Source organism: Streptomyces sp. Q2, assembly GCF_056820935.1.
The window spans coordinates 141,328-164,213 of record NZ_JBXEJE010000020.1; the positions used below are offsets into that span (position 1 = coordinate 141,328).

The following is a 22,886-nucleotide window of genomic DNA, read 5'->3' on the forward strand; positions in this document are numbered from 1 at the left end:
TATGGCAGCACGGTTCAAACTGAAGCGCAAAGGCGTCGGCCAGCTTCTGCGGTCGCCGTCAATGCAGGCGGAGATGCTGCGGCGGGCCGAGGTCATCAAGGGTGTCGCCATCGGCCTGTCCCCGGTCGATGCGGGCGGCCCGCATCCCGGCCACTACAAGGAGTCGTGGGAGACGGACAGCACCGCCCGCGGCGGCCGTAACCGGGACCGCGCCACGGCGACGGTCCGCAACACCGCCTACTACGCCCGCTGGGTGGAGTACGGCACCGAGAAGGTTCCCGCACACCATGTGCTGCTTCGGGCAGCCCAGTTGGGCGGCCGGAACCAATGACCGCCCTTGTCGACATTGAGCTGGAGCTCATCACCCGTGGCACGGTCCGGTTCCCCGATGCGGTGGTGCGGGACGAGCTCGACAACAACCTGCTCGCCGAGCTGCCGACGATCCAGATCCAGCAGATCCCCGGCGGTGACGACGACGGGCTGAAGCTGGGTCGGATGCTCGTCGACATCGACGTGTACGCCGCCAACCGCGCGGATGCGATCACGCTGGCCCGCGAGGTCCACGACTGGGTCACCCGCGAGCTTCGAGGCTCGACCAGCGACGCCGCGGTCATCGGCCGGACCAAGGGCCTGACGCTTCCCGCGCCGAGGCCTTACGAGAACACCGCCCTGCGCCGCGCCGGGGCGACCTACGAATTCTTCTGCCACCCGGTCTCCTGACCGGTTTTGGGCCCGCGCCGGACCCGTTTTCCCGCCCGTGCGCGGGCTCTTCCATGTCTGGAGACATCTCATGGTCAACATCACCCGCGCTGCGGATCTCGCGCTGGTCGGTGCGAATGGCGGGGGGTGGGTGTCGCCGGTTGGTACGGCTGCGCCTGCTTCGCCGCTGATTCAGCCGGCCTCTCCGTGGGAGCCGCTGGGCGCCATCAGCGACGACGGCCTCACCTACGGGTTCGACGAGGACAGCCAGGAGTTCACCCCCTGGGGTCTGACCAGCCCGTTCCGCACGCAGATCACCAAGTCGGTGCGGACGTTCGGTCTGACCGTCTGGGAGACCTCTCGGGTCGCCGTGCAGTCGCTGCAGTACCGGCTGGACACAGCCGATCTGGAGCCGGACGGCGACGGACTCACCAAGTACGCCGAGACCGCCTCGCCGTCGCCGGACCGTCGCGCGTTCTGGTTCCTCGTCATCGACGGCGACGCCTACAAGGGCTTCTACGTCCCCGAAGGGGAGATCAACGACCGGTCCGACGTGACGTTCAAGCAGGACGAGATGTCCGGCTATGAGTGGACGATCACCACCTACCCGGATGCGTCCGGGAACACCGTCTACCACGTCGACAAGATCCCCGTCACGCCCGCCTACTCGGGCTCCTGAGCTGGTGGGCGGGCCGGTATAGCCAGCCGGCGCGGGCCCGGCCCGCCCACCTCACTTCCCCTGTCCCGCGCCAGAACATAGGAGGCCCGCGCCATGGCCGGAACCACCAACAGTCGCAAGCCGCGCACGACAGCACGTTCAACATCCCGGCCTGCCGCGACGCGAGCTGTGGAGCCGGAGGAGGACTTCGACGAGCCGGACGTGTCGGAGGCGGAAGCCCAGGAGATCGAGGCCGTCAACAAGCACGTCACTGGGCTGCTGTGCGGTGAGGAAGTCCGCATCATCCCGCCAGGGGCGTGGCGGCAGTCGTGGCAGAACCTGCTGAACAACGGGCAGGTCGGCGCGTTCATGGAGATCGTCCTCCACCCCGACGACTACGAAGTCTTCCTGGACCTCGACCCGACGAACGACGAGGTCGGCGAATTCATCAACGATGCGTCGACCCGCGCGGGTGAGAGCCTGGGGAAATCCGGTGGACCCGCTCCGTCGTCGAGGCGCATGCGGAGGCGGTAGAGGCCGACCTCGCTCGCTACTACCCGGGCACTGATCTCCTAGATGTCCACCGCGGGGCGCTGACCTGGCGGAAGCTCCGTGTGCTCATTCAGCACCTGCCGCCAGAGTCGGCGACGTGGACCGCGCTGCGGAATGCCATGTCGGACGAAGAGCTCGCGGAGCAGGCCGACAAGGGCGAGCCGGAGAAGGGCCGCTGGTCGCAGGTTGAGCAACTCCTAGCGATGGTCGCTGACCGTGTGGCCCGCCTCGAATACGTGCTGATCAGCGTCAACACGGAGCACAAGTCGAAGCGGCCGAAGGCCCCGGAGCCCATTCGCCGTCCGGGCGCGAAGCCCGTGCGGGCGAAGCAGAAGCTCACCGACGCGCAGGCGGACACTCTGTTCCGCCTGATCAATGGAGGCGCCGCGTAGCGCTGAGGGGAGGCCCTCAGTGCCCGCAATCTCTGTTGGCAGCGTCGAGGTCGATGTTCTGCCCAACACGCGGGGGATCTACGGCCATCTGCGCGGTGCGCTGGTTCCGGCGGCGACGCGGGCGGGCCAGGACGCGGGGAACGCGGCAGGACGTTCTCTTGGTCCTGCGATGCGCTCCGAGGTCGGCGGCATCGGCCTGCAGATCGGCGAGCAAATCGGCCGGCAGATCGCTGCCCGCATCAGTGCGTCGGTGCGCGGGGCCCTGCGGGATGGGATCACGCAGGGCGGGCAGACGGCTCGTCCTGCCGCCGTCCGGCAGGGTGATCAGACGGGTGGCGCGTTCGGGCGGGCGTTCCGTACACGCCTGCAGGCTGCGATGCAGAACCTGCCGCGCGCTGATGTCCGCCTCGGCGACACCGGCTTCAACGCCGACCTGGCCCGACTTCGGGCCCGGCTGGAAACCCTGTCGTCCAAGCGCATCGGCGTCGATGTGGATGCGGCGACGGCACTGGTCGAGGTGGAGCGGCTGCAGGAGCAGCTGCGCCGCCTGGGTGCGAACCACCCGGACGTCAACGTGCGCGTCGACACCGGCCAGGCCATCGGCGAACTGGAAGCCCTTCGAGCGGAGATCAACCGCCTGGATGGCCGGACGGCGAATGTCGACGTCGACACCCGGTCGGCTGCGGCGAACCTGCACCTCCTGGCCACGGCGGCGCTCGCGTTCGGCCCGGCGATCATCCCGGCTTTGCCGGTGGTGGCTGCCGGCCTGGGCGCGATCGCCGCTGCTGGTGTGGCTGCTGCCGCCGGTATCGGGGCGGTGGCGCTGGTGGCGGCCCCTGCGTTCAAGGGGATTGCTGGCGCTCTGCAGGCGCAGAAGGCTGCGCAAGATGCGGCGACGAACGCCACGTACCAGGGCGGTCAGGCAGCCGGGCAGGGTGCGTCGAAGGCGTTGCAGATGGCTGGCGCGCAGCAGGCGTTGGCGTCGGCGCAGCGGAATGCGGCCCGGCAGATCGCCGATGCGGAGCGGGGCGTGTCGGATGCGGTCCGCCAGGCCGCACAGAACAATGCGCGCGCCGCGCAGCAGGTGAAGTCTGCCCGCCAGTCGCTGGCGGACGCGTACACGCAGGCCGCGGACCGGATGCAGCAGGCCAACGCCGACGTGTCGCGGGCTGAGCGGGATCTCGCGCAGTCGCAGAAGGCCGCCCGTCAGGCACAGCTGGATTTGGTGGCAGCTCGCAAGGAGGCCACGCAACAGCTCGAGGATCTCAACAACCGTCTGACGGACAGCACCCTGTCGCAGCGGGACGCGCAGATCGCACTGACCGAGGCGACGATCGAACGCGACCGGGTGCTGGAGTCGGAAACCTCGACGGAACTGGACAAGCAGAAGGCGTTGCTCCAGTACGACCAGGCCGTCCAGCGCCTGAAAGAGCAGACGACCGAGACGAAGCGCCTCAAGAACGAGACGGCCGCCGCGAACAAGGCGGGCGTCGAGGGCTCTGACACGGTTCGGTCGGCGCAGGAGCGGCTCGCGTCCGCCCAACAGGACGTCACCGACAAGACGACCGCGCTGAAGACGGCGCAGCAGAACGTCACCAAGACGCAGATCGCCAACAGTCGGTCGATCGCCGAGGCCCAGTCAAAGCTCGCGGACGCGCAGAGGAACGTTGCGGAGACGCAGCGGCAGGGCGCCGAGACCATCGCGCGCGCCCAGGAGCGCGTGGCGCAGGCGCAGCAGGCCGGCGCGGATTCCGTGGCGTCGGCGCAGCGACAGATTGAGTCGGCGTCTATTTCGGCGGCCGGCGGGGTGGATCAGGCTGCGATCGCGCAGGCCAAGTACCGGGCTGAGCTGGCGAAGCTGACGCCGTCGGCGAGGGACACATTCAACGCGTTTTTGGATCTGCGCACAGCGTTCTCGGAGTGGTCGAAGGCGCTGCAGCCAGCGGTGATGCCGATCTTCACGCGGGCGCTGATCGGGCTCAAGAACTCGCTGCCGGGTCTGACGCCGTTTGTTCTGGCTGCAGCCGATGCGATCGGGGGACTGCAGGACCGTGTGTCGGCCGGGTTCAAGTCGCCGTGGTGGCAGCAGTTCAAGACGGAGCTCGCCGGTTCGGTCGGGCCTGCGGTCACAGGGCTGGGGATCAGCTTCGGCCGGATCTTCAAGGGGATGGCGGGTGTCATCGATGCCTTCCTGCCGCACATGGATTCGATCTCGTCGCGGATGCAGACCATCACGGGCCGCTTCGCGACTTGGGGCACCAGCCTGAAGGGTTCCCCGGAGTTTGAGCGGTTCCTGTCCTACTCGTCGGAGCGTGCGCCGCTGCTCGCCGAAACGTTCGGCAAGATCGGTGCCGCGCTTCTCAACATCGGGCTGGCGCTCGAGCCGGTATCGGGCCCGCTGCTGCAGGTGATCGGCGCGTTGGCGCAGGGGCTGAGTTCGATCGCCACGTACTTGCCTGAGCTGGTGCTGGGCATGTACGGCCTGTGGGTTGCCACCCGCCTGTGGGCGGCGGCTCAGGTCGTCGCCAACGGCGCGCTGCTGGCCTTCAACATCATTTCGAAGGCGGGACCGTGGGGCTGGATTGTCCTGGCGATCGCCGCCGTCGTGCTTGCGGTGATCTACATGTACCGGCGGTTCGACTGGTTCCGGGCGGCCGTGCAGGCGGTGTGGACTGCCATTCAGGTGGCGGCGATGTGGCTGTGGACGAACGCCCTCCAGCCTGTCTTCAACGCCATCTGGGGTGCGTTGCAGACGGTCGGCCGGTGGGCGATGTGGCTGTGGACGAATGCCATCAAGCCGTCCTTCGACTTCATCGCGGCGGCGGCGAAGATCCTTCTGACGGCGATCGTGGTCCTGGTCCTGCTGCCGATCATCGCCACGATCAAGATCGTGGGCGCCATCGCGATGTGGCTGTGGACCCACGCGATCAAACCCGCCTTCGATCTGATCGCCGCACACGCGATGTGGCTGTGGTCGAGCGTCTTCTCCCCGGTGTTCACGTGGATCGGCGACAAGGCCACCTGGCTGTGGAAGAACGCCATCAAGCCCGCCTGGGACAGCATCAAGGTCGCAGGCAAGACGCTGTGGGAGACGCATCTACGGCCCGTGTTCCAGAACATTTGGGGCGGGCTGCAGACACTGGGCGGCTGGGCGACCTGGCTGTGGCGTGAAGCGATCAAGCCTTCGTTCGGGCTGATCGCCGACCGGGCGAAGTGGCTGTGGACCAACGGCGTCCGACCCTGGTTCGAGTCCCTGCAGAACGGCGTGAAGGCCGTAGGGACGGCCTTCCGGGTAGCCAAGGACTACATCGGCAAGCAGTGGTCGCAGGTTTCGGCCCTCGCCCGCAAACCTGTCCAGTACGTCGTGGACGTGGTGTACAACCGTGGCATTCGAGGCGTCTGGAACTCTGTGGCCAGCGCATTTGGCGCCCCGAAGCTGGACAAGTTCACGTTCGCCTCCGGCGGCATCATGCCCGGTTACACGCCGGGCCGCGACGTCCACAAGTTCGTCTCTCCGACGGGTGGGGCGCTCGAGCTGTCGGGTGGCGAGGCCATCATGCGGCCGGAGTTCACGCGCGCGGTCGGCTCTGGCTTCGTCGGCGCGATGAACTCGATCGCCAAGTCCCGGGGCGCGCAGGGCGTGAAGGCGGCCCTGTCCCCGGTGTTCGGCGGGAACCCGTCGACACCGACGGACCGGTCCCTGCCCTACGCCAACGGCGGTGTCGTCCAGTCCTTCGCGGATGGAGGCATCTTCGGATGGATCAAGTCCGCCGCGTCGTCTGCGGTCGGTGCGGGCTCGGCGGCCTGGAACACCATCAAGAAGGGCGCCGACTGGCTGAAGGACACGTTGGAGGGATCCGCTCGGGCGGGCGTGAAGAACGTCGTCAGCCCGCTGCTGTCCGGCTTCCCCGGCATGGACACCGGCATCGGCAAACTGATCCGCAAAATCCCCGACAAGATCATCGACGCCCTGTTCGGCTACAGCAAAAAAGCCGACGACAAGGGCGGCGGCGGTATCGGGGGACCACGGATCCAAGCCGCCCTGAGATGGGCGAAAACCCAGAACGGCCTGCCCTACCAGTGGGGCGGCAACGGGAATCCCAGCTGGGACTGCTCCGGCCTGGTCTCGGCCGCAGAGTCCGTCATCCGCGGGCAGACCCCGCACAGGCGGTGGGCGACCGGGGCGTTCTCCGGGAAGACCGCACCTCCGGGCTGGGTCTACCACGGCAACTCCGCATTCAAGATCGGCATCACGAACGCGGGCGTCGGCCACACGGCGGGAACCCTCGGCAAGACCAACATCGAGTCCCGCGGCGGGGACGGCGTCGTCATCGGCTCCCGGGCCCGCGGCTACAAGGACTCCCTGTTCACGTCGTGGTACGGCTTCAAGCCGGGGTCGTTCGACTCCGGCGGCTACCTCCAGCCCGGCATGAACTTGGCGTTCAACGGCACGGGCCGGCCGGAGCCCGTGTTCACGACAGCTCAGGCGAATGCGCTCACCTCGCTGGCCGCACGGTCGGCGTCGCAGCAGCTCGGCGACCTGTCCGTGGCGGTCTACGTCGGGAACGAGCAGATCACCGACATCGCCCGCACCGAGGTACGCACCGCGCAGGGCGAACTCATCCAGGTACTCAACGCGAGCTGAGGAGGAATCTTGGCGATCCCCGGAAACCTCCTCAGCCCGACCACCGAGTCCATCGACCCGACCACCTCGGGGTGGACACCAAAGCTCAACTGCACCCTCGCCAAGGGTGTCGGCGGGCGAAACGGCGACGGCTGCCTCGCCGTAAAGAGCGTGGCGGCGGGCGAGATGCAGGCCCGCACCGTCTCCTCCTACCCCGTCACCGCAGGCACCGTCTACGAGACGTTCGCCGACACGGCCGGCGTGGTGGGGGAGCGGATCGGTATCCGCTGGCTCAACGACTCCGGCGGAGAAGTCGGGGTTACCTGGTCCGCCACCACATCCGGCTCGTCGGTCAGCTGGCACCGGGTGAGCGTCGCCGGCGCTGCACCCTCGGGCACGACGAAAGCTCAGGTACTCCTCGGCTCGACCGAAGTCGGAGCGGCGGTCAACCACTTCTGGGAGAACGTCTACCTCGGCCTGCCGCTCCGTATTCTCGGCAACCTGCTCCCCTTCAACACGGAGAGCAGCGAGGTCGACGCCTCCGGATGGGCTGCCGTCGTCAACGCGACGATCAGCCGCCAGGTCCCTGTGATGTCGTGGGCCGTCGACAACTACTACGCGGGCGGTCACACCCTGGCGTTGACCGCTATCGCCTCCGGGAACGCCAGCATCCTGGCAGTCGACAGGCCGACGGTGACGCCGTTCACCGAGTACCTGGCCTACGCCTACCTCCAGCCGCCGACGATCGCGTCGACGTGCTGGATCGAACTGCGGTTCTACGACAGCAACGGCAACCAAGTCGGCGCACAGCGCAGCACGCTGGCGCCGCCGACTCCGGCGACGGGCATGTACCGGCAGCGGGCGTCGATGGTGGCGCCGGCGAACGCCGCGACCTGCTCGGTGGCGGCGGGCCTGGATTCGGCGTCAGCCGGGCAGGTGCTGCGGCTGGAGACGGTCGTTGTCACGGTGGCGCCGAAGCTTCAGGCGGGCAGCGTCCTGCCGTATGCGGACTCGTCGTTCGAGCAGGGCGTCGCCGGGTGGACAGTCGCGTCGGGTGTGGCGGCGATCGCCCGCACTACACCGTGGGGGCTGTCGGCCTTCGACGGCGCATACTCGCTGGCCGCCTCATCGGCGACCGCGACCGCATCCACGATCCGCTCGGCAAAGTTCCCGGTCAGCGCGGGAACGAACTGGCGGGCGCAAGCCATCGTTCATCCGGCGGCCGGAGCATGGTCAACAGTGTTGATCCGGATCCGCTGGTACGACGCAGCGAACACAGACCTCGGCGCGTCGACGGGCAACGCCTACACCGTGCCCGGCAGCGACTGGTACGTGATCCCCTCCGATGCGGTCGTGCCAGCAGGCGCGACACAGGGTGCCATCGAGCTGGTGCCGACAGCGTCGGCTACCAGCAGCGTCCTCCACATCGACCAGGCCGTGCTGTGGGAAGTCCTGCCGCTGACAGCGGTGGAGGCGTTCTCCGACAGCGGCTACATCGAACTCACCCTGCGGGAGCTACTCCTCGACTACGAACTGTCGGTGTACCGGGAACTGCAGGACGGTTCCCGCACTCTGGTCCGCGGCCCGTATGGGTTGATCGACCACCAGGCCATCACCTCCGACCTGGCGATCATCGAGGATCACGAGGCGCCACTGAACGTGCCGGTCAGGTACCACATCGAGCAGTGGCCGCCCGGCTCGCTCACCGCATTCACCCGGACGACCGGCTACGCCACCGTCACCCTCGACGACATCAACCAGATCTGGTTGAAGGACCCCGGCAACCCGCAACGCAACATGCGGGTGACGGTCGCGAAAGCACCGGACTGGAACCGGCCCATCGACCAGGCGTCATTCGTGGTCCGCGGCCGACGCAACAAGGTCACCCTCTCCGGGAAACGCCAGGGCCTCGAAGGGGATCTAGCGATCTGGACCTTGTCCGACCAGCAGCGCAAATCCCTCCATCTACTCCTCGACGACGGCAACACGCTGCTATGGCAGGCCGTCCCCGGCATGGGCGTCGACGACATGTACGTGTCCGTCGCCCAAGTCCCCGAGACCCGCACCGGCGGGCTCGCGCAAGAGCAGATGCGGGCCTGGACACTGCCGCTGACCGAACAGGACATGCCGGTGACGGTCGGCGTCGGCGGGCCGGCAGGCCGCACCTGGCAGGACGTGATCACAGAGTTCGCCACCTGCGCCGACCTGCTGCCCGTGTACGCCACCAGCGAGGATCTGCTACTCGACCGGCGGAGGTGAGGCGTGTATCCCGTCTCCGGCCGGTTCCTCGCCCGCCTCGCCGAAAGCCACATGCCCATCACCCAGGTGCAGCTCCTCCTTACAGACGGCCGCACCGTCGACCTGGAGCACACCGGCGGCAGCGTCACGGTGGACCGCGCCCAGGCGACCCGCCGTACCTGCTCCGTCACCGTCGCCGACCCAACGCTCATCCCGCGCACGCCCGCCGACCAGCTGGCCACCTACGGGGCACAGCTGCGGATCTCGCGCGGAGTCGAGTACGGCAACGCCAACGACACCGAGCTGGTGCCGCTCGGGGTGTTCCGCCTCGACGACGTCGGCGGCGACGTCAACGAAGGCCCCGTCACCCTGTCCGGCAAGGATCTGTCGGCGATCGTCTCCGACGACAAGATCACCACGCCGTATACGGCGTCGGGCACCGTCATCAGCACTGTCACGGCCCTCATCCAACGGTCCATCCCCGCCGCGGCCGTCGTCAGCACGGTCGCAGACCAGCCGATCGGGCGGAGAACCTTCGACTTTGAGGCAGACCCGTGGGCGGCCTGCCAGGAGATCGCCGCTGGCGCCGGGGCCGAGGTGTACTGCAACCCCGACGGAGTTTTTGTCATCGCCACCCTGCCCGACCTTGCCACCGCCACCCCCGTCTGGGAGATCAAAGCAACCGAGGGCGGCGTCTACATCAAGGCCAACCGTGGCATGTCGAGCAGCGGCGTCTACAACGGCGTCCAGGCCCGCGGCGAAAACACCTCCGAGAACGCGCCCCCGGTCAAATACCTGGCGACCGACAACGACCCCAACAGCCCGACGTACTGGGGCGGACCGTATGGGCGGCGGCCCGACTTCTTCACGTCCAGCACGCTGACGACGACTGCGGCCTGCCAGAACGCGGCCACGCTGAAACTCGCACAGGCCAAAGCACCGAACGCGACCGGCGACATCAGCTCCCTGCCCAACCCTGCCCTGGAACCCGGCGACGTACTGCGGGTCCAGCACGAAGACGGCAGCCGCGAACTCCACCAAGTAGCCAGCTTCAGCGTCCCCCTTGACCTCAGCGGCGACTTCCCGATCAGCACCATCAGCGCCAAGGAGGACGCGTGACGAAGTCCTCCCACGCCTCCACCCGCGACCTCAAATCCGCGATCCAACAGGCAGCGAAACGCACCGGCGAACAGGCCCCGTCCGTCCGCGGCTCCGACTGGCGCCTCGCCGTCGTCACCGCCGAAAACGGCGACGGCACCGTCGACGCCGACGACATCCCCGACATCCGCTGTATGGAGACCTACAGCCAGCCTCGCGTCGACGACGTCATCGTCATCACCCAGTCCTCGTCTGGGAACTGGCTCGCATGGGGGCGCACCGCTACAGCGGACCCCGACTGGACACCGCTCACACTCGCCGCCGGATTCCAAAACCCCGGCCACGGCTACACCGCCTCCTACCTGCAGCAAGGGCGACGCATCTGGCTACGCGGACGCATCGGCCCCACCTCGGGGACGATCGCCAACAACGCCACCCTGCTCACCCTGCCCGCCGGGATCCAGCCCGCCGCGGTGTGCGCGTGGGCTGTGGTCAGGGACGCGTCGGTGATGCCGGCCGTGTGCCGCCTGGAGATCAGTCTCGGCGGAATCGTTTCGACCTTCCAGTCCTCGAACCTGCCGTCATGGGTGGGCCTCGACGGCATCAGCTACACCATCTAGGAGGCCCTGGTGCCGGCAGACGACGACTACGGGCAGGGCATCGGCCTGTGGCAGATGACGGATGCCCCCAGCATTCCCGATGCCATTCAGCTTCTCGCCGCCGGCGTCATCCCGCGCAGCGTGCTGCGGTACGCTTCCGCGTCCGCCCGCGGCGCCGCCATCGACACCCCCGTCGAGGGCATGGTCACCTACCGGGAAGACGCCAACGTGCTGGAGGTGTACACCGGTTCGGCGTGGGTGACGCCGCCGTCCACGGTCACCAGCACCACGTCCGGGCTGACCTCCCTGACCGGCTTCGCGATCAACTCGTTCTACGGCCTCAAAGAGGGCCGGACGGTCGCCCTGGACGTTTCGCTGGAGCGCACGGGGGCGGCGATCACTAACACCAACGGCAACATCGGCGACACCGCCTGCTGCACCGTCCCATCCGGCTGGCGGCCCACACACCAGACCATCAACGGCGCGTGGGACTCCGGCACCGAGTCCGGATCGTTCGTGATCGGCGTCGACGGTATCTGCACCCTGCGTACATCCAGCGACAACATCAACACCGGCGCCAACCTGCGCCTGCATATCACGTTCATCATCGCCTGACCCGCACCAACCGCCCGCGCCCCGAAACCCTGGGCGCCCTTCTTCATGCCCAAGGGGGGCCGCATGGCTTGGTATCCCGGCGCCACGAAGATGGAGCTGCAGCCCGAGTCGGATCAGCAGGATGCGATCCGGCCGACGCAGTTCATCCTCCACTCGATCGCCGGCCCGTGGACCGCGCGCCGCACCTACGAGTACTGGCGCGACTCCACCAACCTCGAATCCCACTTCGGGCTCGGCTACGAGGGGGACATCGCCCAGTTCATCGGCACCGAGACCCGCGCCGACGCCAACGCCGCAGCCAATAGGCGTGCCGACGGCACCGGCGCCGTGTCGATCGAGACGGCCTCCAACACCGCGGCCTCCGACAAGTGGACGGCCGCGCAGGTCGAGGAGCTCATCAAGCTCGGCGTGTGGCTACACCAGAAGCACGGGATCCCGCTGCGGATCTGCCGCAGCGCCAGCGATCCCGGCTTCGGCTACCACCGCCTGTTCACCGCGTGGAACCCCAGCGGGCACAGCTGCCCGGGGGATGCACGCGTCACCCAGTTCCGAGAGGTCGTGTTCCCGGGGATCGTCGCCCGTGCGACCGGCGCCACCATTCCCGAGGAGGACGACATGCCGACCGCTGCCGAGATCGCCGCCGAGGTCGTGAAGCACGTGCCGAAGGCCGTGTGGAGCGAAGACTCTCTGCCCGCCGCCCGGCCGCCGTACAACAACACCGACTACTACGCGGCCGACGGCAAGACGCCCGCCAACGTCACCTGGGACTCCGGCTACATGCAGCGGACGCAGGTCGAGGGCATCCGCGAGACCCTCGCCCGGGTCAAGAACCTGGAGACCCGCGTCGGCGACGTACAGCTGACGGACACGCAGATCGCGACGCTCGCCTCCGCCGTCGCCGCGAACCCAGCCCTGGCCGAGCAGATCGCGGAGAAGGTCGCCGTCAAGCTCGCCGACAGGCTCGCCCAGTGACCGCCATCGACTACGACCTCGAGTTCCTCGAGGACGGCCGCCACATCGAGCTGATCTCCATCGGCATGGTGTGCGACGACGGGCGCGAGTACTACGCCGTCAACAGGGACATGCCGAAGCGGAAGATCCGCAAGCATAAGTGGCTGATGGAGAACGTCGTCCCGAGCCTGCCGAAGGCGTCCGGTGACGAGCGGAACTATCAGATCGGCTGGCTGTTCAACCCCTATGACCGGCGCGTGAAGTCGAAGGCCCGGATCGCCGACGAGGTCATGGACTTCATCCGCGCCGCCGGGCCCGACGTGCAGCTGTGGGCGAACTACGGCGCCTACGACCACGTCGCCCTCGCCCAGCTCTGGGGCCGCATGATCGACCTCCCCGAGGGCGTCCCCATGTTCACCAACGACATCCAGCAGGAAGCCCGGCGCCTCGGCATCGGCTGGGACGAGCTTCCCAAGCAGGAATCCGGCGAGCACAACGCGCTCGCTGACGCCAGACACAACCAGACCGTCCGGCGCTGGCTCGCCGAACAGGAAGCGAGAACCACGTGAACGAGAACCTCGACAAGGCCTACTGGCTGGGCCTGCTCATCTCCGTCGTCCTGCCCGTCCTCGTGGGGCTGGTCACGAAGCGGGTCACGCACCCCGGCGTGAAGGCCGTCCTCCTCCTCGCGCTCAGCACCCTGACCGGGTTCCTCACCGAGTTCGCAAACCCCGGCCCCGGCTGGGACTTCAGCACCGCGGCCATCCTCGCGCTCGTCTCCTTCGCCGTCGGCGTGCTCTCCCACTTCGGCCTGTGGAAGCCGGTCGGCGTGTCCGACAAGGCGCAGGCTGCACTCGGCGGCGGCGCGCCCCGGAGCGTCTGAGTGCTGCGCCGGGCGGCCCGGCGGATCGGCCAGCAGCTGGGCCGCCGCGGCATCGCCCTCGCCCTGCTCGGGGCCGGGAAGATGTGCTTCGGCATCGGCTACCTCCTCACCCCCGCACCCAACCCGCGCGGCCTCGAACTCCTCACCACCATCGCGGACATCCGCTGGTGGGCCAGTCTTTGGGTGGTGTGCGGGGCGGTAACCTTCGCTGCGGCGTGGCTGCGCGTCGGCCGCGACGGGGCCGGGTTCGTGGCCGCACTGATCCCACCGTTCGTATGGGGGGCGGCATTCCTTTGGGGGTCGTTCAACGGCGACTACCCGCGCGGCCTGGCCATCTTCGGCTGGTACGCCACCAGCCACGTCGGAATGATCCTGTGGGCCGCAGCCACGCCGGAATTCTCCGTGCCCCACCATGCCCCTGAGGAGAGACCGTGACCGGAGGGTGGGGGGTTGCGGCAGCCATCATCGGCTCGGTGGTCGGTGCCGTCGCACTGCTCGGCGCCGGCATGTTCGCCGCCCGAGCAACGAAAGCGGCTGCACGGATGACGGCCGAGGCGACACGGGCCACGGCGCAAGCCGCGGCCGAGCCGGCCCAACGACAGGCGGACCTGACCGCGTTCAAGGAAATCAGGGATGAGCTGAAGGGGAAGATCGAGCGGCAGGAGCGGCGCATCGACAGCCTCACCTCGCTCGTGCGCGCCTTCTCCTGGTACGTCTCCGAGCTGACTGGGCAGATGCGGGAGCACCGCATCGAGCCCCCAGCGCCGCCAGACCGGGTCGCCGAGTACAACCGAACTGGAGTGTGAGCCATGCCTGAAGCGGTCCTGTGGCAGCCGCGGCGTGACGACACCGCCGCCGACGCCCGGTCGCTGGAACGGATGGGCCGCATCGAAGCCCAGCCCGTACCGGCGCCTGCGGAGCTCCCGTCACCGGCTCCCGCCGACGAACAGGAAGCAGCGGAGCTTGCCGCAGCCCTCGCCGACGCAGGCATCGACACCACCGCCAGCGACCACGTCGCCCTGCGCGCCCTCGCCTCCCTCGATGCGGCCACCGTGGCGACCGTGACGAAGTGGCTCAAGGCGAAGAAGAAGGACCCCCCAAGCAAGTAGGAGGCCCTCATGGCCGACGACGATGACAGCCCGCCGTTCTGGCTGTCACCCCGCCCGTTCCGCGAACCCGACTGGCCACCCGACGACGAAGGCGAATGACAACGCCCCCGTTCCCCTTGCTGCCTCACGGCGGCGGGGGGAGCGGGGGCGGTTTCGTCATGCCTGCGGGCGCTCCCGGACGGCCTCGGCCAGTTCCTGAATCGCGCCAGCCACCGCGAGCAGAGCGTTGACGCCCGCCATCCCGACCGCCACCGCCGCCGCCTTGGTCGTGCCGCTTGGACTGAGAGCCGCGTCCAAGTTGTAGTTGGCCCGGGCCTCGTACTTCTTCGGATCCACGTTCCCCCTTGGTCGTGTACCTACCTGGCACCCGAGTGTGACGGACCGACCAGGCGGTGTCAGCAGGGCCTCGCGCCGAGAGCCGCTGGAGCACGCCCGGTTGGGGGAACGGTGCGTGACTGTCCATCAATCGATCGATTGATGGCTAGTTGGACAGCCGAGGGGCGAAACGGGCATACCCGCCCGACCTGTTGTCCAAAAAGGGTGTACAGAAAGTCTCAATGTCCATTTACTAGCCACTACCCTTTGTTGGACGATGAGGCATGGACCTCGACACCCAAGACCTCCTCGCCCCAGTCGGAGGTGGGGGCGCCCTCATCGGCTACGCACGCGTCAGCACCAAGGGGCAGAACCTCGACCGACAGATCGCCGCCCTGCATGACGCGGGATGCCAACGGATCTTCTCCGACAAGAAGTCCGGGAAGAACGCCGAACGCGAAGAACTCCAGAAGGCCCTCGACTACCTGCGCCCAGGCGACACGCTCATCGTGCCGTCCCTCGACCGGCTCGGCCGCTCGATCAAAGACCTCATCGGCATCGTCGGTGCCCTGCGTGAAGAGGGCATCGGATTCCGCTCCCTCCATGAGTCCCTCGACACGACCACGCCCGGCGGCCGTCTCGTCTTCCACGTCTTCGCCGCGCTCGCCGAGTTCATCCGCGAACTCATCGTCCAAGGCACCCATGAGGGGCTCGCCGCCGCGCGCGCCCGCGGTGAACGTCTCGGCCGGCCGCCAGCCATGACGGAGGAACAGATCCGCCACGCTCGCGCGATGCTCACCGACCCGGAGGCATCCATCAGTTCCATCGCAAAACTGCTCGGCGTCAGCCGCATGACGATCTACAAGTACGTGCCCGAGTTGGCGGCCGGGCGAGCTTCCCTCGTTGCTGGCCAGGTGCAGGAGGTCGCCAAGTGACGGTCAACCCTGTCTGCTGGTACTGGCCCACCGAACACCCCGCAGAAGATGATGTTCGGCAAGGATTCCTCGAGCGTGCCGAGCGAACGGGATGCACACCCGAGCAGGCGCAGGCCCTCTGGAGCCTTGAGTGCGCTGCGGAGGCGCTGGTTGGCGGTGGCGATGGCATTCTCGCGCGGTGGCAGAACGGGCGCTGTGCGATCTGTGGACGGGCGAGAGATCTGGTCTGCGACCACGACCACGAAACCGGGCTGGTGCGTGGCTGGCTCTGCCAGTCCTGCAACGCAACCGAGGGTAGAAACCATGAACCCGGCACGATCTTCGAGAGGTATCGGGAGCGGCCCCCATCCGCGATCCTCGGGCTCACCATCCGCTACCTGAACCCGGTCACAGGGGAGTACGCCACGCCGCAGCTGCCGAGCGCGACCGACTGGGCCGACAAATGGATCGACGCCGCATCGGAGGGCATCCTGTGACCCGCGACGACACCTGGAACGGCGAACCTCTGGACCACGCCAGCGAGGTCCGTGACCACGCGCCGATCCACTACCGCATCCATGACGTTGACGGCGCCGGGCTGCTGGCGTTCGGCACAGCGCGGCCGGGGCCGAGCGGCTGGCTGGACATCGCTGACCACTACCGTCGGGTGCAGGCCGCGCATCCTGGTCGATTCCTTGCGCTCCGCGAGTACGACGCCGAGGCGGGAGGCGACTTCCGCCAAGAGGTCGGGCCTGCGATGGAGTGACCATCGCCCCGTGCCAGACTGACCCCGGCGCCCGCCTCGTCACCACCCCCGTTGACGAGGCGGGCGCTTTCGCGTCGGGGCGGCTGTCAGCGGCGTGCTGTAGCTTCTTCTGCAGGCGCGGGGCCTGTTGCGGTCGGGGTACGACCGCTGAGAGTCCGGGAGGACTCATGGCCCTTGGCCGCGTCAACGCCGCGAAGTTCATCGCTCGCCTTCTGCCGGAACCGCACGAGACGGATCTCGGCGGCGAGCCCGCTCACCATCTGATGGCCACCGCCCATGCCGACCGTGTGTGCCCGCCGTCGGGGCACCGCATCAGCTGGACTGATTGCTACGACAGCGCGAACATGCTGCCGCTGACCCTCAAAGCCGATCTGCTGCTGGAGCCGGACGGTGAGCCGAGGCCGATCCCGGGTCATCTGGTCGGCGAGGCGCGGGAGCTGGCGGATCGCGCCGGGCAGCGGGCAGCGTGGATCCGCCGGGAAGGTCACCGTCGCGGACTCCACTGAGGCTGCCGCACGCTGTCTGACCAGCGCTCACCGGGTGCCCGCCCCGAGTTGGGGCGGGCGTTCGCGTGTTCAGTCGCCGTATTCGCGCACTGACCAGCCCTCCGGCACCTCACGGACTTCGAAGCCCGGCGCCATGATCTGGTGCAGTGTTTCGCCGTCGGTCCACTCGTGGAGAGTGTCCGAGAGGAGTGTGATGATCGGATCGTCGACGTTGTCGAAGAGGATGACGGGCTCGACGGCCAGGTTGTCGTCGGTTCGCCGCATCCCATCGACGGGGCTGGCCCAGCCGACGATCGGCATCACCATGATCAGACGGTCGTCGGGACACTTGATCGCTACTCGCCACCCATTCGGGGCTGCAGCAAAGGGGAACGGGGCTCCGGTCATGACCGCAGACCCTAGCCCTTCGCGTCGGGCAGCTGACCGGGCTTGACCTCGACGAGCTCGACGTCCCTACAGCAGTCGCCCTCGAGTTTCTCCTTCTGCCTCTCGGCGCTGGCCTTGTCGTAGGCGACGGCGGAGGCGCGCGGTATGCCGTCGGTGTCGGTCCAGGTGAGCCCGTAGTTCTGCATGGTGATCGTCATGCGGTCATCATCGCTGGCGGCACTGACATCGCTCGCGAACTACTTCCGGCCGCCGTCTATCGCCGTGGCCGGTTTGTGGTGCATCGTTGATCGCGCGGGATCCGCCACCCCCAGGTGAGGCCCCCGTTCTGGGCCCTGCTGTCCTCTGGATGGCGGGGCCCGCCGCTCCTCCCGGTCCTCCCCACGGGAGGGCTTGCGGCTGCCCAGGACGCGACTGCCCGCCCCTCGGTCCAGAGGCGGGCGTGGGTGCTGTGGTCAGCCGGCCTGGTGTTCCTGCGCCTTCTCTATCCAGAGGTCGCGGACGCTGGTGGTGAGGGTGCCTTCTTGCTGCTCGTAGTGGGAGAGGGCGACGCCGAGGCCGAAGAAGGTGGGCGCCCATTCGCCGACGAAGATGCCCCACCTGTCGGCGCGGGCGAGGTCTGCGTGGCCGCCGGGTTCGGTTTGGAGGCTGGTGGCCCAGGTGAAGACGGAGAGGCCGATGGATGCGAGGGCGGCCATGTAGGCGTGTTCGCTGCGGATGCCCATGTCGTGCATCTTCTTGATGACCATGAGAGTGCTCCGTTCGGGTGGGGGGTTCCGTGTCCGTGTTCCTCGCACGGCCATCACCTATTCGTCGTTTTCGCGTGGATATGTGACGTGGGTGGTTGTCGCGTAGCCTGATCCTGCTCGGGGCTATCGCGGAGGTCTGCCATGCCCCGAACCATCTGGAGCGGCGCGATCAGCTTCGGTTTGGTCACCGTGCCGATCCACGTAGCGAGCGCTACCGAGAACCGCAGCATCCAGTTCCACCAGTACCACCTGGAGGACATGGGCCGGGTCCGCGTGCGGAAGATCTGCGAGACCGAGGACCGCGAGGTCACCCAGTCGGAGATCGGCAAGGGCTACGAGGTGTCGAAGGACAACGTCATCCCCATCTCGGATGCCGAGCTGAGCAACCTGCCGCTGCCGACGGCGAAGGCCATCGAGATCCAAGCGTTCGTGCCGCTCGACGCCATCGACCCGATCCGGATCGGCGAGGGCTACTACCTCGTCCCAGACGGGCAGGTCGCCGCGAAGCCCTACAAGCTTTTGCGGCAGGCCCTCGGCCGGTCATCGAAGGTCGCCATCGCCAAATACGCGTGGTCGGGCCGGGAGCGCCTTGGTCTGCTGCGGGTCCGCGAGGATGCGATCGTCCTGCATGCGATGCGCTGGCCCGACGAGGTCCGCGACCCGGCCGCCGTGGATCCGCCGACCGCCGAAGTGTCCGACGAGGAGATCGACGAGGCGGTCAAACTGATCGAGCGGATGACCCGCGACGACCTCGAAGGCGACGAATTCCAGGACGCCTACACCGAAGCCCTCGCCAAGGTCATCGAAGCCAAGCGGGAAGACCGGGAACTGCCCGCAATGCCGGAGCCGACCGAGCAGCCAGGCCAGGTACTCGACCTGATGGCCGCCCTGACCGAGTCCGTCTCCAAGGCGAAAGCGTCCCGCGGTGAGGACGCCGACGTACACGACATGCCGAAGAAGACCGCGAAGAAGCAGCCCGGCAAGAAGAAGGCGACGAAGAAGACGGCCAGCCGGAAACGAAGCGCCTAGCCCTCGAGGAACCCCAGCTCCGAGTCGGGCCGGCAGGCTCCGCATGCCTTCACTCCGTCGACGAGTGCCCGCAGCGCCTCGTCCCGGCTGATCTCCTTGCGGCGCTTGCCCGCGTTCCAGCAGCCGCCGACGTGCACCTGGACGGGCGGCGCGTCGCGGTTGAGGCCGACCTCGATGAGCCAGTCGGGCGCGGGCGGCCGGGCGTCGATGCCGTGCTGCCGCTCCTGCTCCCGCTGCTCGGCTGCCGTGATCTGCCGCCGCACCTCGTCGAGGGTGAGCTGTAGCCAGGTCTCCAGGGTGCGGAGTCTCGGCAGGTCGGGCGGTAGATCGGTCACGTCTCCAGCTTGCACCAAAATTCGAACACGTGCTCTATTGGCGGTATGGCCAACCACAAGGTCGACTACTTGACCGCCCGGCAGGAGGAGATCCTCCGCTGCATCCGCGAAGCCATCACCAGCGACGGTGACGCCCCGACCATTGCCGAGCTCGCCACCCGAGTCGGCCTGGCCCCGAGCACCGTGCACTACCAGCTGGTGGAGCTGGAGGCGAAGGGCGCGATCGTTCGCGAGCCCGGCCGGCCCCGCGGAACCCGGCTCACGTGACCGCCGACCGCTTCCACGTCACCCTCACCTCCGTCGGCCGCCCTACGATGCACGGCTGGTGGGCGGTCGAGTCCACGGCCCGCGGCAAATTCACCGAGTGGATCGGCCTCAGCAAAGGGCCCGGCGCCCGCGTCACCCTCGTCGACGAAGAGACCGGCGAGACGTTGACGACCTGGCCGGAGGAGGCGTGAGCTCTGCCATCCTGGTGTGGAGCAGAGGAGACGCCATGGCCTACCGCCCGTACCCGAACGCCGCCCGAGCCCTGCGGAAGCTCGACCGACACTATCCGCCGGAGCCTGCGATCCCGACGCCGCCTGCACTGCGAGCGGTCGGTGACTTCGTCGGCCAGTTCCGGGCGAATGCGCAGCAGGCCGCTGCGCAAGGCTTCGGAGCGGGCACCTACGTCCTGTCGACGCGGCGCGGCGACACAGGAAGCGTGGACACCGACGACGGGGCGAGTGCGATCACCGTGGATGCCCGTTCCGTCCGGCCGTGGACGCAGGCGGAGCGTGCAGCCTGGTACCGGGGTGAAGGGTCTCCGCACCCCGGCGTTGTCAGTGGCGACGCCTAAGCTGGCGTCATCCACATCAGCAGCGGCTGGCGCTCTTGCTGAAGCCCCGTCCGACGTAGAACCCCGGGCGGGGCTTGCTGCTGTCAGCCTGCGGCGGGCTCCGGGTGCCGGACGGCCTTCTTGAGTCCCATCTCGGCGGTGTACCGGTCGACGCCTGCCTCGGCCGCGAATGCGGTGAGCCGCGCTTGCACAGCGGTCGCAGTGTCGACGGTGAGTCGTCCGGCCTAGATCTCCTCCCAGGCGGTGCGTTCCAGTGCGATCAGATCCTCGGGGAAGTCGATGTCAGCCACCGCAGGATCCTAAGCCTGCTCTCGCGCCGCCTTCATCAGAAGGCGGATCTGCTCGCGCGTCCATCCAGTGATGCGGGCTACCTGGGCTTGGGCACCTCGCTCGTCGGTGCCACTCAGTGCGGCGACAACCTCGGTTTGAAGGTCGACGCGGGCGGCGTCTAGCGCTTCGTGTGCGTCGCGGTAGCGCTGAGCTGCGAGTTCGAGTTTGGCGGTGTCCATGCCGCAATCATGCCATCCGATTGGCCAAGTAACTAGGCCGAATGGCTTGACGTAGCCAAGTATCTTGGCCAAGCTTAGAGGCGTAAAGACCCCGCCGAATGGAGGCTTCATGTTCAAGCGCAAGGCTTCTCAGGCAGCCGACAGCATCGCGTCAGCGGCAATTCGCACCGGTCAGAAGGTGGCCGGAGGCAAGGGCGCTGACGCCGCCAACCGACTCACCGGCAACCGATACGAGCGCTGCTCCGACACGTGCGGGCACTGCAACGTGCCCTGCGTCAACGGCACCTGCAACCACTGACCGCACCACTAGGAGCGCCATGTTCACGCCTGTAGCCTTCCCGCACGCCATCACCGTCACGGTCAACAGCGACGACGAGCGCAGCACCGACTGGGCTCACCCTGGGGACTGCCCCGATGGAGACCGCTGCGACTTTGCCCGCCGTACCCACCGCATGGGCATCGAGTCGATGAGCGAACTCGTCGACGGTCGCGAGCCGGGCCGCTACCTCCTCGGCCGCTTCGGCTTCCACGGGCTGGTCCTGGTCGACGAGCACGGCACCGTCCTGCCAGACGTGGTGGAGGCGCTGAGCCCCGCCGCGCAGGCCGCTAGGGAGATTGCCGTCAAGGTGATCCGGGACCTCGCGGAAGGCATCTGCGAGGACACCGAACGCCTCCAGGAACTCGGCGAGATCATCCGCCGGGCGGAAGTCCTCGACCACTGGGAAGGCGCCGCCAACGACGCCATCACCGCGATCATCGACGAAAACTTGGCCAGCATGCGCGCCTACACCGGCCCCATCGACCGGCTCCTCGGCGACGCGGCGTGAGCGTCGACCTGGAACTGGCCACCGCAGCTCAGACGCTACGCAACGTTGCACCTGAGCTGCGGGGGCCGCTCGCCGGTTTGGCGGACCCATTCGCCGAGCTCTTCGAGCAGCGAGCCTCCGTCATCGCACTCGATCCCAGCGAGTTCGGGGCCGACATCGACGGCATCGCTCTCACTGTCGCCCGCCGGATCAACGGCAACGGCGGCCCTGCGACAGCCACCCCGGACAGTTGTGGGCTCTGTGGCCTCGATCAGCACGGCCACGGCCGCCAGTGGCGATGGCCCGTCGGCTGGCACGCATGGACCGCACCAACCCAGCAGCAGATCAAGAACCGGATGCTCGCCCGACGAGCAGAGAGGACGCAGCGTGGCGATTCCTGAGCACATCCTCAACTCCGAGTGCCCCCACCGGCTCCTGTACACCAACTGCGAGGAAGCCGAGTGCAACAACTACCTGCGCGAGGTCGAGGAGTCCGGCGTCGCCGACAACTCGGCCGAAGCTTGGGAGGAAGACTGGAACGACTCTCCCCAGCTCGGCGGCATGAGTGAAGAGCTCCGGCAGGAGTACGACGAGCGCGACATCCAAAGGGAGGCGTGATGGCTGAACAAGGGAGCCGCAGCGCCCGGTCCGAAGTGATCCGCCGCCTGTCCGAAGACAGCTACGGCGGCATCGCCACCCTGCACGACGTCACCGAAGCCGAACAGCTCGTCGACGCCTGCATCACCGAGGCACTGAACAGCCTCCCCGGCCAGAAAAGCGCCGACGCCTACCTGGCAACCCGCCTGGCTGACGTGATCCGCAAAGCGGCGGACGAGTGGGACGGCTGGCCCGAGAAGCAGGCAGCCATGCTGTACGCCGCAGACCTCATCGACGTACAGACCCTCGGATGGGACCCACTTCAGTGATCACTGAACTGATCAAGTTCCTGGCGGCACGGTTCGACGAGGAGGCCGAATTGGCTAGGGATGCAAGCCCTGGCCCGTGGCACACCAATGCCGAGTCGGACCAAGTGGTGGCCGTCGACGGCGTCACGGTCGCTGACGGCTTCGCGCTGTCCGGGCGTCGACTCCGCGCCACCACGGAGCACATCGCCCTCCATGACCCGACCCGTGTACTCGCTGACATAGCGATGAAGCGCACCATCGTGAAGGAGCAGGAGTACTGGGAAGGGGATCGCAAGAATGGCCCCTGGACCGTGGCCTGCTGGCGTCTCGCTACCGTCTACGCGGACCATCCCGACTACCGCGATGAGTGGCGCCCCTGACCCGAAGCCCCGCCGCGTGCGGGGCTTCGGGA

At 67.9% G+C, this 22,886-nt stretch carries 36 protein-coding genes; 30 read left to right on the forward strand and 6 right to left on the reverse strand.

Going from position 1 to position 22,886, the window contains the following annotated elements; genetic code table 11:
- Window position 1: 1 nt before the first annotated feature.
- From ACWBNA_RS23270 to ACWBNA_RS23345, 16 genes are all read left to right on the forward strand, one after another.
- The gene (locus ACWBNA_RS23270) at window positions 2-331 is read left to right on the forward strand and encodes an HK97 gp10 family phage protein (RefSeq protein WP_482706405.1); all 330 of its coding nucleotides are present in this window, start codon (window positions 2-4) and stop codon (window positions 329-331) included.
- The gene (locus ACWBNA_RS23275; protein ID WP_482706406.1) at window positions 328-720 is read left to right on the forward strand and encodes a phage tail termination protein; all 393 of its coding nucleotides are present in this window, start codon (window positions 328-330) and stop codon (window positions 718-720) included. The genes ACWBNA_RS23270 and ACWBNA_RS23275 overlap by 4 nt, the downstream gene beginning before the upstream one ends.
- A gap of 70 nt (window positions 721-790) precedes the next feature.
- A complete protein-coding gene (locus ACWBNA_RS23280) occupies window positions 791-1,378 on the forward strand; it encodes a phage tail tube protein (protein WP_482706407.1) in 588 nt (195 codons plus the stop codon).
- Between the two features lie 93 nt (window positions 1,379-1,471).
- A complete protein-coding gene (locus ACWBNA_RS23285) occupies window positions 1,472-1,891 on the forward strand; it encodes a hypothetical protein (RefSeq protein ID WP_482706408.1) in 420 nt (139 codons plus the stop codon).
- An 80-nt stretch (window positions 1,892-1,971) separates the two neighbouring features.
- Complete coding sequence (locus ACWBNA_RS23290) at window positions 1,972-2,301, forward strand: hypothetical protein (RefSeq protein WP_482706409.1); 330 nt, start codon at window positions 1,972-1,974, stop codon at window positions 2,299-2,301.
- 19 nt (window positions 2,302-2,320) lie between these two features.
- Window positions 2,321-6,946 (forward strand): hypothetical protein, encoded by a 4,626-nt coding sequence (locus tag ACWBNA_RS23295; RefSeq protein WP_482706410.1) that lies wholly within the window; start codon window positions 2,321-2,323, stop codon window positions 6,944-6,946.
- 9 nt (window positions 6,947-6,955) lie between these two features.
- Complete coding sequence (locus ACWBNA_RS23300; RefSeq protein ID WP_482706411.1) at window positions 6,956-9,184, forward strand: hypothetical protein; 2,229 nt, start codon at window positions 6,956-6,958, stop codon at window positions 9,182-9,184.
- Between the two features lie 3 nt (window positions 9,185-9,187).
- Window positions 9,188-10,282 (forward strand): DUF5047 domain-containing protein, encoded by a 1,095-nt coding sequence (locus ACWBNA_RS23305; RefSeq protein WP_482706412.1) that lies wholly within the window; start codon window positions 9,188-9,190, stop codon window positions 10,280-10,282.
- Window positions 10,279-10,881, forward strand: coding sequence for a hypothetical protein (locus ACWBNA_RS23310; RefSeq protein WP_482706413.1), 603 nt, complete (start codon window positions 10,279-10,281; stop codon window positions 10,879-10,881). Before ACWBNA_RS23305 ends, ACWBNA_RS23310 begins: the two co-directional genes overlap by 4 nt.
- Before the next feature lie 9 nt (window positions 10,882-10,890).
- Complete coding sequence (locus tag ACWBNA_RS23315; RefSeq protein WP_482706414.1) at window positions 10,891-11,475, forward strand: hypothetical protein; 585 nt, start codon at window positions 10,891-10,893, stop codon at window positions 11,473-11,475.
- Between the two features lie 63 nt (window positions 11,476-11,538).
- On the forward strand, window positions 11,539-12,447 hold the full coding sequence (locus ACWBNA_RS23320; protein ID WP_482706415.1) for an N-acetylmuramoyl-L-alanine amidase: 909 nt from the start codon (window positions 11,539-11,541) through the stop codon (window positions 12,445-12,447).
- Entirely contained in the window at window positions 12,444-12,995 is a 552-nt protein-coding gene (locus ACWBNA_RS23325; protein ID WP_482706416.1) for a 3'-5' exoribonuclease domain-containing protein, read from the forward strand. The genes ACWBNA_RS23320 and ACWBNA_RS23325 overlap by 4 nt, the downstream gene beginning before the upstream one ends.
- Window positions 12,992-13,309 (forward strand): hypothetical protein, encoded by a 318-nt coding sequence (locus tag ACWBNA_RS23330; protein WP_482706418.1) that lies wholly within the window; start codon window positions 12,992-12,994, stop codon window positions 13,307-13,309. The genes ACWBNA_RS23325 and ACWBNA_RS23330 overlap by 4 nt, the downstream gene beginning before the upstream one ends.
- On the forward strand, window positions 13,310-13,744 hold the full coding sequence (locus ACWBNA_RS23335; protein WP_482706419.1) for a hypothetical protein: 435 nt from the start codon (window positions 13,310-13,312) through the stop codon (window positions 13,742-13,744).
- Entirely contained in the window at window positions 13,741-14,115 is a 375-nt protein-coding gene (locus ACWBNA_RS23340) for a hypothetical protein (RefSeq protein WP_482706421.1), read from the forward strand. The genes ACWBNA_RS23335 and ACWBNA_RS23340 overlap by 4 nt, the downstream gene beginning before the upstream one ends.
- A gap of 3 nt (window positions 14,116-14,118) precedes the next feature.
- Window positions 14,119-14,418 (forward strand): hypothetical protein, encoded by a 300-nt coding sequence (locus ACWBNA_RS23345; RefSeq protein ID WP_482706423.1) that lies wholly within the window; start codon window positions 14,119-14,121, stop codon window positions 14,416-14,418.
- Window positions 14,419-14,574: 156 nt separating this feature from the next.
- Here the strand turns inward: ACWBNA_RS23345 and ACWBNA_RS23350 are convergent, their stop codons facing one another.
- Window positions 14,575-14,754 carry a hypothetical protein gene (locus ACWBNA_RS23350; protein WP_482706425.1) on the reverse strand — a complete coding sequence of 60 codons (180 nt, stop codon included), beginning with the start codon at window positions 14,752-14,754 and terminating at the stop codon, window positions 14,575-14,577.
- Between the two features lie 263 nt (window positions 14,755-15,017).
- Here ACWBNA_RS23350 and ACWBNA_RS23355 point away from each other — a divergent pair, with 263 nt between their 5' ends.
- From ACWBNA_RS23355 to ACWBNA_RS23370, 4 genes are all read left to right on the forward strand, one after another.
- Window positions 15,018-15,668, forward strand: a complete 651-nt coding sequence (locus tag ACWBNA_RS23355; RefSeq protein ID WP_482706427.1) for a recombinase family protein — start codon at window positions 15,018-15,020, stop codon at window positions 15,666-15,668.
- Window positions 15,665-16,144 (forward strand): endonuclease domain-containing protein, encoded by a 480-nt coding sequence (locus ACWBNA_RS23360; RefSeq protein ID WP_482706428.1) that lies wholly within the window; start codon window positions 15,665-15,667, stop codon window positions 16,142-16,144. Before ACWBNA_RS23355 ends, ACWBNA_RS23360 begins: the two co-directional genes overlap by 4 nt.
- Complete coding sequence (locus ACWBNA_RS23365) at window positions 16,141-16,413, forward strand: hypothetical protein (RefSeq protein WP_482706429.1); 273 nt, start codon at window positions 16,141-16,143, stop codon at window positions 16,411-16,413. The genes ACWBNA_RS23360 and ACWBNA_RS23365 overlap by 4 nt, the downstream gene beginning before the upstream one ends.
- A 167-nt stretch (window positions 16,414-16,580) precedes the next feature.
- A complete protein-coding gene (locus tag ACWBNA_RS23370) occupies window positions 16,581-16,919 on the forward strand; it encodes a hypothetical protein (protein ID WP_482706431.1) in 339 nt (112 codons plus the stop codon).
- A 69-nt stretch (window positions 16,920-16,988) separates the two neighbouring features.
- Here the strand turns inward: ACWBNA_RS23370 and ACWBNA_RS23375 are convergent, their stop codons facing one another.
- The 3 genes from ACWBNA_RS23375 to ACWBNA_RS23385 all read right to left on the reverse strand — a co-directional run bounded on the left by ACWBNA_RS23375 (window position 16,989) and on the right by ACWBNA_RS23385 (window position 18,052).
- A complete protein-coding gene (locus tag ACWBNA_RS23375) occupies window positions 16,989-17,306 on the reverse strand; it encodes a hypothetical protein (RefSeq protein ID WP_482706432.1) in 318 nt (105 codons plus the stop codon).
- Between the two features lie 11 nt (window positions 17,307-17,317).
- Window positions 17,318-17,503: a hypothetical protein gene (locus tag ACWBNA_RS23380; protein WP_482706434.1), complete on the reverse strand. Its 186-nt coding sequence runs from the start codon at window positions 17,501-17,503 to the stop codon at window positions 17,318-17,320.
- A 255-nt stretch (window positions 17,504-17,758) separates the two neighbouring features.
- Window positions 17,759-18,052: a hypothetical protein gene (locus tag ACWBNA_RS23385; RefSeq protein WP_482706435.1), complete on the reverse strand. Its 294-nt coding sequence runs from the start codon at window positions 18,050-18,052 to the stop codon at window positions 17,759-17,761.
- A gap of 141 nt (window positions 18,053-18,193) precedes the next feature.
- Here ACWBNA_RS23385 and ku point away from each other — a divergent pair, with 141 nt between their 5' ends.
- On the forward strand, window positions 18,194-19,081 hold the full coding sequence (ku, locus tag ACWBNA_RS23390) for a non-homologous end joining protein Ku (RefSeq protein ID WP_482706436.1): 888 nt from the start codon (window positions 18,194-18,196) through the stop codon (window positions 19,079-19,081).
- Here ku and ACWBNA_RS23395 read toward each other — a convergent pair.
- The gene (locus ACWBNA_RS23395; protein ID WP_482706437.1) at window positions 19,078-19,416 is read right to left on the reverse strand and encodes a DUF6233 domain-containing protein; all 339 of its coding nucleotides are present in this window, start codon (window positions 19,414-19,416) and stop codon (window positions 19,078-19,080) included. The two genes, ku and ACWBNA_RS23395, sit on opposite strands and share 4 nt — an antisense overlap.
- Before the next feature lie 45 nt (window positions 19,417-19,461).
- On the opposite strand from ACWBNA_RS23395, the gene ACWBNA_RS23400 reads away from it, so the two are divergent.
- Genes ACWBNA_RS23400 through ACWBNA_RS23410 form a run of 3 tightly spaced genes read left to right on the forward strand, consistent with a single transcriptional unit; the run spans window position 19,462 to window position 20,254 of the window.
- Entirely contained in the window at window positions 19,462-19,683 is a 222-nt protein-coding gene (locus tag ACWBNA_RS23400; RefSeq protein WP_482706438.1) for a LexA family protein, read from the forward strand.
- Window positions 19,680-19,874 (forward strand): hypothetical protein, encoded by a 195-nt coding sequence (locus ACWBNA_RS23405; protein WP_482706439.1) that lies wholly within the window; start codon window positions 19,680-19,682, stop codon window positions 19,872-19,874. The genes ACWBNA_RS23400 and ACWBNA_RS23405 overlap by 4 nt, the downstream gene beginning before the upstream one ends.
- A gap of 35 nt (window positions 19,875-19,909) precedes the next feature.
- On the forward strand, window positions 19,910-20,254 hold the full coding sequence (locus tag ACWBNA_RS23410; RefSeq protein WP_482706440.1) for a hypothetical protein: 345 nt from the start codon (window positions 19,910-19,912) through the stop codon (window positions 20,252-20,254).
- Window positions 20,255-20,553: 299 nt separating this feature from the next.
- On the opposite strand, the gene ACWBNA_RS23415 is transcribed toward ACWBNA_RS23410, so the two are convergent.
- Window positions 20,554-20,763 (reverse strand): hypothetical protein, encoded by a 210-nt coding sequence (locus tag ACWBNA_RS23415; protein ID WP_482706441.1) that lies wholly within the window; start codon window positions 20,761-20,763, stop codon window positions 20,554-20,556.
- A gap of 109 nt (window positions 20,764-20,872) precedes the next feature.
- Between ACWBNA_RS23415 and ACWBNA_RS23420 the strand changes: the two genes are divergently transcribed.
- The 6 genes from ACWBNA_RS23420 to ACWBNA_RS23445 are packed head-to-tail and all read left to right on the forward strand — an operon-like array spanning window position 20,873 to window position 22,854.
- Window positions 20,873-21,061 (forward strand): hypothetical protein, encoded by a 189-nt coding sequence (locus ACWBNA_RS23420; protein ID WP_482706442.1) that lies wholly within the window; start codon window positions 20,873-20,875, stop codon window positions 21,059-21,061.
- A gap of 19 nt (window positions 21,062-21,080) precedes the next feature.
- A complete protein-coding gene (locus ACWBNA_RS23425) occupies window positions 21,081-21,590 on the forward strand; it encodes a hypothetical protein (protein WP_482706443.1) in 510 nt (169 codons plus the stop codon).
- Entirely contained in the window at window positions 21,587-21,970 is a 384-nt protein-coding gene (locus ACWBNA_RS23430) for a hypothetical protein (protein WP_482706444.1), read from the forward strand. Before ACWBNA_RS23425 ends, ACWBNA_RS23430 begins: the two co-directional genes overlap by 4 nt.
- Window positions 21,957-22,187 (forward strand): hypothetical protein, encoded by a 231-nt coding sequence (locus ACWBNA_RS23435; protein WP_482706446.1) that lies wholly within the window; start codon window positions 21,957-21,959, stop codon window positions 22,185-22,187. Before ACWBNA_RS23430 ends, ACWBNA_RS23435 begins: the two co-directional genes overlap by 14 nt.
- Window positions 22,187-22,495, forward strand: a complete 309-nt coding sequence (locus tag ACWBNA_RS23440; protein WP_482706447.1) for a hypothetical protein — start codon at window positions 22,187-22,189, stop codon at window positions 22,493-22,495. Before ACWBNA_RS23435 ends, ACWBNA_RS23440 begins: the two co-directional genes overlap by 1 nt.
- Window positions 22,492-22,854, forward strand: a complete 363-nt coding sequence (locus tag ACWBNA_RS23445; protein ID WP_482706448.1) for a DUF6221 family protein — start codon at window positions 22,492-22,494, stop codon at window positions 22,852-22,854. Before ACWBNA_RS23440 ends, ACWBNA_RS23445 begins: the two co-directional genes overlap by 4 nt.
- Window positions 22,855-22,886: the final 32 nt, after the last annotated feature.

Coding starts and splice junctions, on each gene's coding strand:
- ACWBNA_RS23270 (WP_482706405.1), top strand. CDS start 2: ATGGCAGCACGGTTCAAACTGAAGCGCAAAGGCGTCGGCCAGCTTCTG.
- ACWBNA_RS23275 (WP_482706406.1), top strand. CDS start 328: ATGACCGCCCTTGTCGACATTGAGCTGGAGCTCATCACCCGTGGCACG.
- ACWBNA_RS23280 (WP_482706407.1), top strand. CDS start 791: ATGGTCAACATCACCCGCGCTGCGGATCTCGCGCTGGTCGGTGCGAAT.
- ACWBNA_RS23285 (WP_482706408.1), top strand. CDS start 1,472: ATGGCCGGAACCACCAACAGTCGCAAGCCGCGCACGACAGCACGTTCA.
- ACWBNA_RS23320 (WP_482706415.1), top strand. CDS start 11,539: ATGGCTTGGTATCCCGGCGCCACGAAGATGGAGCTGCAGCCCGAGTCG.
- ACWBNA_RS23345 (WP_482706423.1), top strand. CDS start 14,119: ATGCCTGAAGCGGTCCTGTGGCAGCCGCGGCGTGACGACACCGCCGCC.
- ACWBNA_RS23355 (WP_482706427.1), top strand. CDS start 15,018: ATGGACCTCGACACCCAAGACCTCCTCGCCCCAGTCGGAGGTGGGGGC.
- ACWBNA_RS23370 (WP_482706431.1), top strand. CDS start 16,581: ATGGCCCTTGGCCGCGTCAACGCCGCGAAGTTCATCGCTCGCCTTCTG.
- ACWBNA_RS23375 (WP_482706432.1), bottom strand. CDS start 17,306: ATGACCGGAGCCCCGTTCCCCTTTGCTGCAGCCCCGAATGGGTGGCGA.
- ACWBNA_RS23380 (WP_482706434.1), bottom strand. CDS start 17,503: ATGACGATCACCATGCAGAACTACGGGCTCACCTGGACCGACACCGAC.
- ACWBNA_RS23385 (WP_482706435.1), bottom strand. CDS start 18,052: ATGGTCATCAAGAAGATGCACGACATGGGCATCCGCAGCGAACACGCC.
- ku (WP_482706436.1), top strand. CDS start 18,194: ATGCCCCGAACCATCTGGAGCGGCGCGATCAGCTTCGGTTTGGTCACC.
- ACWBNA_RS23400 (WP_482706438.1), top strand. CDS start 19,462: ATGGCCAACCACAAGGTCGACTACTTGACCGCCCGGCAGGAGGAGATC.
- ACWBNA_RS23410 (WP_482706440.1), top strand. CDS start 19,910: ATGGCCTACCGCCCGTACCCGAACGCCGCCCGAGCCCTGCGGAAGCTC.
- ACWBNA_RS23415 (WP_482706441.1), bottom strand. CDS start 20,763: ATGGACACCGCCAAACTCGAACTCGCAGCTCAGCGCTACCGCGACGCA.
- ACWBNA_RS23420 (WP_482706442.1), top strand. CDS start 20,873: ATGTTCAAGCGCAAGGCTTCTCAGGCAGCCGACAGCATCGCGTCAGCG.
- ACWBNA_RS23425 (WP_482706443.1), top strand. CDS start 21,081: ATGTTCACGCCTGTAGCCTTCCCGCACGCCATCACCGTCACGGTCAAC.
- ACWBNA_RS23440 (WP_482706447.1), top strand. CDS start 22,187: ATGGCTGAACAAGGGAGCCGCAGCGCCCGGTCCGAAGTGATCCGCCGC.